8 protein-coding genes, 1 tRNA gene and 1 riboswitch are annotated in these 11,751 nt (G+C 74.2%); of the genes, 5 read left to right on the top strand and 4 right to left on the bottom strand.

The features are described from left to right. Positions 1-65 precede the first annotated feature (65 nt). The 5 genes from IG64_RS36175 (at position 66) to IG64_RS36155 (ending at position 5,579) form a co-directional block, all read left to right on the top strand. Entirely contained in the window at positions 66-1,358 is a 1,293-nt protein-coding gene (locus IG64_RS36175; RefSeq protein ID WP_037864518.1) for a mannosyltransferase family protein, read from the top strand. A gap of 145 nt (positions 1,359-1,503) precedes the next feature. Then, positions 1,504-2,700, top strand: coding sequence for a dihydrofolate reductase family protein (locus IG64_RS36170; RefSeq protein ID WP_037864516.1), 1,197 nt, complete (start codon positions 1,504-1,506; stop codon positions 2,698-2,700). A 46-nt stretch (positions 2,701-2,746) separates the two neighbouring features. Further along, positions 2,747-2,820: transfer RNA gene (locus IG64_RS36165), tRNA-Met, on the top strand. A 349-nt stretch (positions 2,821-3,169) separates the two neighbouring features. After that, positions 3,170-3,327: riboswitch (cyclic di-AMP (ydaO/yuaA leader) on the top strand. Between the two features lie 11 nt (positions 3,328-3,338). Further along, the gene (locus tag IG64_RS36160; RefSeq protein ID WP_037864514.1) at positions 3,339-4,415 is read left to right on the top strand and encodes a M23 family metallopeptidase; all 1,077 of its coding nucleotides are present in this window, start codon (positions 3,339-3,341) and stop codon (positions 4,413-4,415) included. A 219-nt stretch (positions 4,416-4,634) separates the two neighbouring features. Beyond that, on the top strand, positions 4,635-5,579 hold the full coding sequence (locus IG64_RS36155) for an aldo/keto reductase (protein WP_037864511.1): 945 nt from the start codon (positions 4,635-4,637) through the stop codon (positions 5,577-5,579). 19 nt (positions 5,580-5,598) lie between these two features. Here IG64_RS36155 and IG64_RS36150 read toward each other — a convergent pair whose 3' ends face one another. From IG64_RS36150 to IG64_RS36135, 4 genes are all read right to left on the bottom strand, one after another. Further along, positions 5,599-7,062 carry a PrsW family intramembrane metalloprotease gene (locus tag IG64_RS36150; protein ID WP_078884421.1) on the bottom strand — a complete coding sequence of 488 codons (1,464 nt, stop codon included), beginning with the start codon at positions 7,060-7,062 and terminating at the stop codon, positions 5,599-5,601. Positions 7,063-7,196: 134 nt separating this feature from the next. Further along, positions 7,197-8,060, bottom strand: a complete 864-nt coding sequence (gene trmB / locus IG64_RS36145) for a tRNA (guanosine(46)-N7)-methyltransferase TrmB (RefSeq protein WP_234438732.1) — start codon at positions 8,058-8,060, stop codon at positions 7,197-7,199. A gap of 276 nt (positions 8,061-8,336) precedes the next feature. Continuing rightward, entirely contained in the window at positions 8,337-9,575 is a 1,239-nt protein-coding gene (gene lhgO, locus IG64_RS36140; protein WP_420710049.1) for an L-2-hydroxyglutarate oxidase, read from the bottom strand. Positions 9,576-9,712: 137 nt separating this feature from the next. Beyond that, complete coding sequence (locus IG64_RS36135) at positions 9,713-11,137, bottom strand: hypothetical protein (RefSeq protein WP_037864503.1); 1,425 nt, start codon at positions 11,135-11,137, stop codon at positions 9,713-9,715. Positions 11,138-11,751 lie beyond the last annotated feature (614 nt).

Below are 11,751 nucleotides of genomic sequence, written 5' to 3'. Positions count from 1 at the left end.
CCGGCACCGCGCCCCGCCCCGACCAGCCCGCCTGCCCGCCCGGTACCCCCAGGAACGGACGCCCGATGACCACGACCCTGCCCACCGCCGAGACACCGGGCACGCCTCGGACGGGCGCACCCCGCGCACCGCGCCCCGCCCCCGCCGAGGGGCCGGTACCGCCCGGCGGGCGCCGGCTGCGGCGCCTGGCCGGCCGGCTCACCCCGGCCGACCTGCGGGTGCTGCGCCTGTACCTCTTCACCCGCCTCGGACTGTGGCTCGTCGCCTACGCCAGCGCCTGGCTGGCCCCCGCCGGGGCCCCGGACAGGACACCCGCCACGTGGCTGTCCCGCTGGGAGCGGTGGGACTGGGTCCACTACCAGCACATAGCCCAGTACGGCTACTTCGACCCGTTCCCCGGCGTCGATCCCCTGCAGGACAACCGGGTGGCCTTCTTCCCCGGCTTCCCCCTCGCGCTGCGCGCCGTCCACGTCCTCGTCCCGCACTGGACCGTGGCCGGGCTGCTGGTCTCCCTGGTGAGCGGCGCGGTTGCCGTGGTGGCCCTGGCCCGGATCGCCGGAGCGGGCCGGGCGGACGGTGACCGGTCCGGCCCGCGGGCCGCCGCCTTCCTGCTGTTCTCGCCCGCCGCGGTGTTCCTCGCCGCCGGCTACACCGAGTCGCTCTTCCTCGCCCTGGCCCTCCCGGCCTGGCTGGCGGCCAGGCACCGCAACTGGCCGCTCGCCGCCCTCCTGTGCGCCGCCGCCACCACCGTGCGGATCAGCGGCCTGTTCCTGGCCGCCGCCCTCACGGTCGAACTCCTGATCGTCATTCGCTCACAGCGGCGGGCGGGAGACTCCTCCCGCCGCTCGCTGCCCCGCCGGCTGCGCCCGCTCGGCTGGTGCCTGCTGCCGGCGGTGCCCGCCGCCGCGTACACCGTCTACCTGCGGGCACGGACCGGCGACTGGATGGCCTGGAAGCACGCCGAGGAACGCGGCTGGTACCGCGACTTCCACAGCCCCGCCGAAGCGTTCCGCCACACCTGGCGGAACGCCTTCGGCCACCTCCAGAGCACCGGGTACGCCGTCGAGTTCCAGCTGGAACTGGCCGCCATGGCCGCCGGGGTGCTGCTGCTGGGCGTCCTGCTGGTCCGCCGCCGCTGGCCGGAGGCCGTGTTCATCGCGCTCAACCTGTGGGCGCTGGGCACCTCCTACTGGTACCTCTCCGTGCCGCGGGCCACCCTGATCTGGTGGCCGCTGTGGACGGGCCTGGCCCACTGGAGCCTGCGGCACCGCTGGGTGAAGGAGGCCTACGTCGGCGTGGTGGCGCCGCTGACGGCCGTCCTCGCGGTGACGTTCACCTCGGGACACTGGACGGGGTGATCCCCGGCCCGTGACGCGCTCCCTCCCCGGGCCGGCGCACGGCCCGCACGGCCCGGCCGGACGGACCGGCGGACGGACTGGTAGAAAACCCGAGGCGCCCCCACGCCTGCGAGCAGCCCGTCCATCGCCGAGAGAGAGTGCGCCGATGCCCCTCCCCTACGTCCTGCTGTCCGCCGCCGTCTCTCTGGACGGCTGCCTTGACGACACCGGTCCGAGCCGTCTCCTGCTGTCCGGCCCCGCCGACTTCGACCGGGTCGACGACGTACGGGCGAGCGTGGACGCGATCCTCGTCGGGGCCGGGACGGTGCGCGCCGACAACCCCCGCCTCCTGGTCAACTCGCCCCAGCGGCGCGCCGCCCGGGTCGCGGCGGGCCGGCCCGAGCATCCGCTGAAGGTCACGGTCACCGCCTCCGGGGAGCTGGACCCGCGGGCCCGCTTCTGGCACACGGGCGGGGAGAAGGCCGTCTACACGACGGACGAGGGCGCCGAGCGCCTGCGCCGCGCGGGCATCGGCACCATGCCGGGAGGCGACGCCGGTGCAGCGGGTGGGGCGGGAGCCGGGGCGGGAGCCGGTGCCGCCGCCGTCTCCGTCGTGGCGCTCGGCGCCGAACTCGACTGGCACGCGGTGCTGGAGCACCTGCACGACGTGCGCGGGGTGCGCCGGCTCATGGTCGAGGGCGGCGGCACCGTGCACACCCAGCTGCTCCGGCGGCACCTCGCCGACGAACTGCACCTCGTGCTCGCACCGCTGCTCGTCGGGGACCCCGGCGCCCCGCGGCTGTTCGGGCCGGGCGAGTACCAGAGGGGACGGCTGCGGCTGGTGGAGACGCGCACCATCGGCGACGTCGTCCTCCTGCGCTACGAGCCCACGGCCCCGGGCACGGGAGCCGCCCCCGTTCCCGCCGACCGGCACTGGCTGCGGATCGCGTGCGAGCTGGCCGGTCAGTGCCCGCCGTCGCGGACGGCGTTCAGCGTGGGCGCGGTGGTGGTCGCCGCCGACGGCACCGAGCTGGCCCGCGGCCACTCGCGGGAGGCCGGCGATCCGGTGGTGCACGCGGAGGAGGCCGCGCTCGCGAAGATCGATCCGGCCGATCCGCGGCTGCCGGGGGCCACGGTGTACAGCAGCCTGGAACCGTGCGCCCGACGCGCCTCCCGGCCGCGTCCGTGCGCCCGGCTGATTCTGGACGCGGGGGTGCGGCGGGTGGTCACCGCCTGGCGGGAGCCGGACACGTTCGTCGAGGCGGCCGACGGGTCCGGGGTGCTGGCGGCCGCGGGCGCGGACGTCGTCGTCCTGCCGGAGTTCGAGGGTCAGGCCAAGGCGCCCAATCGCCACCTGCTGTGACGCGTGTGCATTCCACCCCGGAGATGACGTACACTGGTTTCAACGACGCGGGGTGGAGCAGCTCGGTAGCTCGCTGGGCTCATAACCCAGAGGTCGCAGGTTCAAATCCTGTCCCCGCTACTGAAGGCCCAGGGCCGGAATCCGATCAAGGATTCCGGCCCTGAGTCGTTTGCGTTCGTTCCGGCGCTCCGCGCCGCTCCCCGGTCATGGTGACCTGACGTGAGCGGGCCGTCCCCGTCCGCATAACAACTGACACACCATCACCGAACCGTCCGGGCCGGAAGCGGCTCGATGACGCCGTGATGTGGCCTGAAGTCCAGTCAAGTCACCCCGTTTTGATCCCCCATGAGGCTTATGTTCTGGCCAAAAAGGTTTAAGGATCAAGACGATCGGCTTGGAATCGGAGCCCCGGGTCTATTAACGTTCGATAACGCAGCGCGGTCGTCCCAGCCGTCACCGAAGGCGGCTCCGTGCGCGCGCGCCGAATCCCGCGAGGGAACCGGGGAACCACCAACTTGGGGTGAATCGGGCGTCATCCGCCGTGTGTACGCGGCTGGTTGACGCGCGTAGGAGACCTTCCCGCTCCGAACCCGTCAGCTAACCCGGTAGGCGAGACGGAAGGAAAGGAGCACGCCCGCGTGGCGTCCAACCCGCCTGCCCCTGAAGCCCCGTCGGTGCCGAGCCGGCGCACCGAGTCCTTCGCCTACGGTGACCGGCACCCAGACGAGGGCCCCTGGGAGGAGTGGAACCCCACCGAGGACTCCCTCCGTCCCGTCCGCGGCCGGCACCGCGTGGCCAAGCAGCGCGGCGGCGGGCTCGCCCGCAGTTCCACGGTGCTCGGCGTGGGCGTCATGGCGGCCGTCGGAGCGGGCGGCATGGCCAGCGCCAACACCGGCAAGCCGCCGGTCTCGATCTCCCTGCCCGACGTTCCCGCCCTGCACGGCCTGCCCGCCGTGGGCGGCCTCTTCGAGGGATCCGGCCACGACGGTCACGAGGGTTCCGCGACCGCGCTCAGCGACGTCGCCGAGACCCCGGCCGGGACCGCCGGGACGACCGCGCACACCGCCACGGACGCGGGCGAGGCGCTGCGCAACCGGATCATGGCCCAGGCCGAGCAGCAGCAGGCCCAGGCCGAGGCCGGGGCCAGGGCGGCCACGGAGGCGGCCGCGGCCCGCAAGGCCGTCCGGCAGGCCGAGGAGGCCGCGGCCCAGGCGAAGAAGGAGGCCGAGGCCAGGGCCGCCGCCGCGAAGAAGAAGGCGGAGGAGGAGGCCCGGAAGGAGGCCGAGACGGCCCGGCTGGCCGCGCTGGCCGAGCAGTACACGCTGCCGACCTCCTCGTACACCCTCACCTCCACCTTCGGACAGGCCGGCTCCATGTGGTCCTCCGGGCACCACACCGGCCTCGACTTCGCCGCGCCCACCGGCACCCTGATCAAGGCCGTCCACAGCGGCACCGTCACGGAGGCGGGCTGGGCCGGCGCCTACGGCTACCGCACGGTCCTCACCCTGGACGACGGCACCGAACTGTGGTTCTGCCACCAGTCGTCGATCAGCGTCGCGGCCGGCCAGAAGGTGAGCACGGGCGAGGTCATCGGCCGTGTGGGCGCCACCGGCAACGTCACGGGACCGCACCTGCACCTGGAGGTCCACCCGGACGGCCAGGCCGCCGGCACCGACCCGATGGCGTGGCTCCGGTCCAAGGGCCTCACCCCCTGACGGACCGCTGCCGGCCGGCACGCCGCCGCCCGCGCAGGGCCGGGTCCCGCTGACGGCCGGCCCGGGTTCCGCCGGCAGTCCGGCTGCCGCGGACAGTCCGGGCCCCGCCCTTTCACGTCTTCGCGGTCCGCCTGCCGACCGGGTGGTTTGCGCAACCTTTGCGCCGGTCACCGGCGGGGCGCGGAATCGGGAACTCCGCATTGGCCGTTGATGAGGAGCATGACTTCTCTACGCAAGCTGGGCCCGTCCGACCTCGAGGTCTTCCCGCTCGCCCTCGGCGGCAACGTCTTCGGCTGGACCGCCGACCAGGCGCAGTCCTTCGCCGTCCTGGACGCCTACACGGCGGCCGGCGGCAACTTCATCGACACCGCCGACTCCTACTCGGCGTGGGTGGAGGGCAACCGCGGCGGCGAGTCAGAGACGATCATCGGCAAGTGGATCAAGGAGCGCGGCAACCGCTCCGACGTCGTCATCGCCACCAAGGTCAGCCAGCACCCGGACTTCCAGGGCCTGTCCGCCGCCAACATCAGGGCAGCGGCCGACGCCTCCCTCAAGCGTCTGGGCACCGACCACATCGACCTCTACTACACCCACTTCGACCAGCCCGACGTGCCGGTGGAGGAGATCATCGGCGCCCTCGACGAACTGGTGAAGGCGGGCAAGGTGCGGCACATCGCCGCCTCCAACATCTCCGCCGGGCGACTGGCCGCCTCCCTGGAGTTCTCCGAGCGCGAGGGACTCGCCCGGTACGTGGCGCTCCAGCCGCACTACAACCTCGTCTCCCGGGACACCTACGAGGGCGGCCTGCGGGACCTCGCCGAGCGGGCCGGTCTGTCCGCCGTCCCGTACTACGCGCTGGCCTCGGGGTTCCTGACCGGCAAGTACCGGCCCGGCACCACGGTCGACAGCCCGCGCGCGGAGGGCGCCGCCAAGCACCTGGCGAGCGAGCGCGGCCAGAAGGTCCTGGCCGCGCTCGACGAGGTCGCCCGCGCCCGCGGTGCCGAGCCGGCCACGGTGGCCCTGGCCTGGCTGGCGGCCCAGCCGACGGTGGCCGCCCCGATCGCCTCGGCCCGGACGGTGGAACAGCTCCCGGCGCTGCTGGCGGTGGCCGGACTGGAACTGACGGACGAGGAGGTCACGCGGCTCACGCAGGCCTCCGCCTGAGCCGCGCGGCGTCACGGCCTCACGGCTGCGCCCGGTAGGGCTGGTGCGGACCGTACCCCGCCGAGCCCGCGGGGTACGGCGCGACCGGCCCCGCGGGTCCCGCCGGCCCGTAGGGAGGCTGCCCGTACGAGGGCTGCCCGTACGGCGGCTGCCCGTGCAGGGGCTGTTGCTGCGGGGCCTGCCCGTATCCGTACCCGTACGTCCCGTACCCGTACAGGCCGTACGTCGGCCAGGGCGGCGGGACGACCCGCACGGGCGGCGCGGTCATCCGTGCCGCGTGGTCCAGGGCGGGCTGGGCCACCTCGCGCCTGCGCCACATCTCGTGCAGCAGCTCCCGCTCCCGTTCGCCGAAGCCGGCGCCGACCCGCCCCAGGCGCCCCCGGCGGCGCAGGAAGGCCAGCGAGGTGGCGTAGGCCTCGTACTGCGCCACCGTCCGCGCCGCGGCCTTGCCCAGGTGCCGGCCGGCGTACTCGCGGGCCAGCCGGCGCGCCCGCATGGACCCGAGGGCGAACGGCTCGGCGGGCGTCAGCCAGCCGGCCGCGGCGTACGCGGGCAGTTCCTCGCGGATGGCGCGCAGCTCGCGCTGCCGGGTCCAGACGACCAGCCAGGTGAGCAGTCCGAAGGCGGGCACCATGAAGCCGCCGTAGACCGCGAAGAACCCGTACCGGCCGAAGGTCGAGGAGCCGTTCCAGAACGCGTGCATGCCCATCGCGAGCAGCAGGCCGGCCGGTGGCAGCAGCAGCCGGCCGCGGCGCCGGCGCTCCCCGGCCAGGGCGGCGATGCCGAAACCGAGGCCGGTGCAGACCGTGAACAGGGGGTGCGCGAACGGGGACATGATCACGCGCACGAAGAAGGTCGCCGCGGTGACGGAGGCGATGCCCTGGCCGCCGGTCATCCGGTCGGTGCCGAAGGCGGTGCCGAGGTAGAGGATGTTCTCGGTGAAGGCGAAGCCGGTGGCCGTGGTCCCGGCGATGACCACGCCGTCGACGATGCCGGTGAAGTCGCGTCTGCGGAAGAGGAAGATCAGCAGGACGGCGGCGGCCTTCGCGGACTCCTCCACGACCGGCGCTATCACCGTCGCGCCCAGGGTGTCCGCGCCGGCCGGGTCGGCGGTCGCGGTCGCGATCCACTTGGTCGCGAAGCTGTTGGCGACGATCGCGATCAGCGCGGCCGCGCAGGCGCCCCAGGCGAAGGCGAAGATCATGTTCCGCCAGGGACCGGGATCGACCCGGTCCAGCCAGCGGAAGGCGGCCGTCAGCAGCGGGACCGGCAGCACGGCCAGGCCGAGACCGACCAGGAACCCTTCGGTGCCGGTCTGCCGGCGGACCAGGGCGAGGATGACGAGCCCGGACAGCGCGAGCAGCGCGGCGAGAGCGCCGTAGCGCACCCCTCGCCTGTGCCACCAGTGCGCGTGCCGCGGCCGGCCGTCGGCTATGGGCGGCGGACCGCTCGGATACGTCGGGTACGGGGGACAGGTGGCCACGTCATTGACCCTAACGAGGGGAGGTGACGATCGCGACGGTGCCTCGTCCGCCGGACCGGGGGGCGTGGTGGTGCGTCCGCCGGGACAGGGTGTGGGGTGGTGCGTCGGTCCGGGCGAGGGGGTGTGGCGGTGCGTCAGTCCAGGCCGGGGTGCCGGTCGGGGTGTCCGGTGCGGGGGCCGGTGCCGTGGGCGTCCCCGTGCGGTACGCGCCGGAAGAGCAGGTCGTTCACGACGTGGCCCTTGTCCAGGCCCTGGCCCTCGAAGCGGGTCAGCGGGCGGAAGGCCGGGCGGGGCGCGTAGCCGCCGTCGGGCCGCGTGTTCGCGAAGGCGGGGTGCGCGCTCAGCACCTGCAGCATCTGTTCGGCGTACGGCTCCCAGTCGGTCGCGCAGTGCACGATCGCGCCGGGCCTGAGCCGGGCGGCGGCCAGGGTCAGGAATTCCGGCTGGATCAGCCGCCGCTTGTGGTGCCGCTTCTTGGGCCACGGGTCGGGGAAGTAGACGCGCAGCCCGTCCAGGGAGTCGGGGGTGAGCATCTCGCGCAGCAGGATGATCGCGTCGCCGTTGGCGACCCGGACGTTGGTGAGCCCGCTCCGGTCGGCGAGGCTGAGCAGATTGCCCTGGCCGGGCGTGTGCACGTCGACGGCGAGGATGTTGGTGTCCGGGTCGGCGGCGGCCATCTGCGCGGTGGCCTCGCCCATGCCGAACCCGATCTCCAGGACGACGGGGCGGGCGTTGCCGAACAGCTCGGCCAGGTCGAGCACCCGCTGTCCGTCGATGTCCAGTCCCCACTGGGGCCACAGCCGCTGCAGCGCGTCCGCCTGCCCGGCGGTCACCCGGCTGCGGCGCGGCTGGAAGCTGCGGATCCGCCGCTCGAAGTGCGACCCGGCCGGGTCCGCCTGCGGCCCGTCGGGAAACCGCGGCTCTCCCTTGGCCCGGGTGTGCCGGACGGACGCACCGGGGGCGTGCGGGGCGGCGGGGGTGTTCAAGGAGTCAGACACAGTGCCGTCCATTTTACGGGCCGGACAGCACGAGACCGATGCCGAGCGACGCACCCGGTCTCCCCGCCCGGCGCCCGCCCGCCCCTCTCACGACGGCGCCCGCCCCGGGCGCTCTCCTGGCCGGCCGCCCCGGCCCTCCGGCTCGCGCCGCCCGTCTTCGTCGCGTCCGGCGCCCGCCCCGGACGCTCTCCTGGCCCCGGCCGCCCAGGTCCTCCCGCTCGGGCCGCCCGCCGCCCGCCGTCCCCCGGGGGTGCCGCTCGGCGCTGAGTCCGGGGCTCATCCCGCCGCCAGTGCGCGCAGCGCTCTGCGGGCCACCTCCCGCCCGATCGGCAGGGAGGCCGTCGCCGCCGGGGACGGCGCGTTGAGCACGTGTACGGCCCGCGCACCCTCCCGGATGAGGAAGTCGTCCACCAGCGTCCCGTCCCGCAGGACGGCCTGCGCCCGTACGCCCGCGGGCGCGGGCACGAGGTCGCTCTCCTCGACGCACGGCAGCAGTCTGCGCACCGCCTCGGTGAACGCCGCCTTGGACACCGACCGCCGCAGTTCCCCCGCTCCGTAACGCCAGTGCCGCCGGGCGATCCGCCACGAACCCGGCCAGCTCAGCGTCCCCGCCAGCTCACGGGGGCGTACGACGCCCCACCCGTACCCCTCACGGGCCAGCGCCGGCACCGCGTTGGGACCGATGTGGACACCGCCGTCGATCCCGCGCGTGAGGTGCACGCCGAGGAACGGGAAGGCCGGATCGGGCACCGGATACACCAGCCCCCGCACCAGCTCCGGCCGCGCCAGCTCGTAGTACTCCCCGCGGAAGGGGACGATCCGGGCCTCCGGCTCGTCCCCGGTCAGCCGCGCCACCTCGTCGCAGTGCAGTCCCGCGCAGTTGACGAGCACGCGCGCGCGGACCACGTCGCCGCGGGCCGTCCGGACGGCCACGCCCCGGTCGGGCCGCCGGTCCACGCGCACGACCCGGGCGCCGTAGCGGATCTCCGCGCCCGAGGCGGCCGCGAGCTGCCGGGCCACGCCCGTGTAGTCGCAGACGCCGGTCGTGCCCACGTGGATCGCGGCCAGGCCGCGCACCTCCGGCTCGTACTCCGCGATCTGGGCGGCGCCCAGCTCACGCACCGGTATCCCGTTCTCCCGGCCGCGCTGCACCAGGGCGTGCAGCCGGGGCAGCTCCTCGCGCCGGGTGGCGACGATCAGCTTGCCGGTGACGGCGTGCGCGATGCCGTACTCCGCGCAGAACTTGACCATCTCCGCGGCACCGCGCACCGCGTACCGTGCCTTGAGCGAGCCCGGCCGGTAGTAGATCCCGCTGTGGATCACCCCGCTGTTGCGTCCGGTCTGGTGGCGGGCCGGGCCCGGTTCCTTCTCCAGCACCGTCACCCGGGTGCCCGGCGCGGCGCGCGTGATCGCGTACGCCGTCGACAGGCCGACGATGCCGCCGCCGATCACCAGCGCATCGCAGTCGTGAGCGATCTCCCGCACCTGCTCCACCTCCCGGTTCCGATAGTGCACTGCGCCACTGACAATGCCTTCAAACCGGGAGCGGCCCGTCCGTGCGCCCCGTGTGTCCCGCCTGTGCCCGGGCGGCCCCGTCCCGCTCGGGCCGTGATCCTCGGTGGCCCGCTCGAACCGGGGCCCCGGCGTCCCGCTCAGGCCGTGGTCATCAGGAGCGGTCTGGCCCGTTCGCGCAGCTCGACCACCCGCGGTTCGTCGCTGTAGGGCTCCAGCCGGTGCAGGAGGTCGCGGACGTACTCGGTGGTCCGCGCGGAGGAGATGCGTCCGGCGACCTCCACCGCCCGTACCCCCTGCTCGCAGGCAGCGTCGAGGTTGCCCGACTCCAGTTCGGCGACCGCGGAGACCACCAGTCTCAGGCCGTGCGAGCGCACGAACTCCTCCGTCGGCTTCGACAGCGCCTGTTCGGTGAAGCGCCGGACCTGGCGGGGCGCCTTCAGGTCGCGGTAGCACTCGGCGGCGTCGGCGGCGAACCGGTCGTAGCCGTAGAAACCGAGCCAGGTCGGGTCGTTGTCGCCCTCCCGGGACCGCTCCAGCCAGCCCTCGGCGGCCTTCAGGGCGGCGCCCGCCGCCTGGGCGTCGCCCGCGCGCGCGTGGGCGCGTGCCTCGACCAGGTGGAAGAAGCTCATGGTGCGGGCCGTGGCCAGGCCGCGGTTGCGTTCCAGGGCGGCCTGCGCGAGGTCGACGCCCTCGTCACCGAAGCCCCGGTAGGTGGCCTGCAGGGACATCGACGCCAGGACGTATCCCCCCAGGGGCACGTCGGCCGCCGCGCGCGCGAGGCGCAGCGCCTGGATGTAGTACCGCTGGGCGGCCTCCTGCTGGCCGGTGTCGAACGCCATCCAGCCGGCCAGCCGGGTCAGTTCGGCCGACGCGCCGAACAGCGCACGGCCGACCTCGTCGGAGTAGGACCCGAGCAGGAGCGGCGCGGCCTCCACGCGTAAGCACTCGGGCACCATGGACGAACGCCAGTCGCCGCCTCCGTACTTGGAGTCCCAGCGCCTGGCGTCCTCGGCGGCCTCCCGCAGCTTCCGCACGTCGCTGTGGCCGACTTTGACCGGTGCGCCCGAGCCCTCCGCCCCGCCCGCCTCGCGCGCCACCGAGCTGTCGGCCGGGGTTATCAGCCACCGGGAGGCGGGCGTCGCGTACGCGGTCACGGCGAACGATCCGGCCAGCGACTGCCAGATGCCGCCGGCGCCGGCCCGGCGGCCGGCGAGGTCGAGGCGGTACAGCTCCGTGGCCGCGCGCACGGCCTGGTCGACGTCCCTGGGGAAGGCGAGGCCCACCTCGGGCGCGGGGTCCGCGTCCGCCAGGCCGATCTCGTGCAGCGGCACCGGGCGGCCGAGCTTCTGGCCGATGGCGGCCGCGATGAGGTGCGGCGCCGCGCCCTGCGGCACCATCCCCTTGGAGACCCAGCGCGCCACGGAGGTCTTGTCGTAGCGGAGGGTCAACCCGCGTTGGGCGCCGAGGTCGTTGACGCGCCGCGCGAGTCCTGCGTTGCTGATTCCCGCGAGGGCGAGAACGGCGCCGAGTTTCTCGTTCGGCCCGCGTTGCTCCCTGGACATGCGCCACCCCTCGACACAGACGGCTGCCGCGCTGGCATAACCACGCGGCATTCGTAAACCCAGCGTAGTTCGCCGCATCCCAAGCGTTAAGGGGCATTCTTCCGGTTGGCGGGATTGTGGTCCGCACGGCAGTACGGGCCCTGCACGCACGGTGGCGACGTGCCCCCTGTGTGTGGTCGTGCGCCCGGCCGTGCGCTCTTCTCCGGCCATCCCGGGAGCGGTTCCATGGGCGGTGCGTGGGTCGGCCCGCTGTACTGGATCCAGTGGGCTGGGGGACACCGCCGCCTTCATCCCCGCGGGCGGCGGAACGGTCCGGGAGGCCAACCGTGCCTCCCGGACCGCGCGTTGTCCGCGCCCTGCGCAGAGCGTGTACGGAGCGTGCGCACGTCCGTCTCCGGCGCGCCGATTTGGCCGAAAGGCGCTCCTGCCTCCTGCCGTGAATTTCCGTTCCCACCATGGCAGTTGAGGGCGCACAGGGTATCGCGGGGAGCGCATCAGGGGGCGCATTCAGGTCGCAGTGGCTCTGTCCCGTACGGGCGTTGGCCATCGGGCGGGCAGGCGCGCGAGGGCGCGCACGGTGCACCGAAGGCGGCTCCGCCTCCCCTCCGGTGCGC

It is taken from the genome of Streptomyces sp. NRRL S-340, assembly GCF_000720185.1.
GTDB lineage: Bacteria > Actinomycetota > Actinomycetes > Streptomycetales > Streptomycetaceae > Streptomyces.
This window is presented reverse-complemented; position numbering and strand designations above follow the sequence as displayed.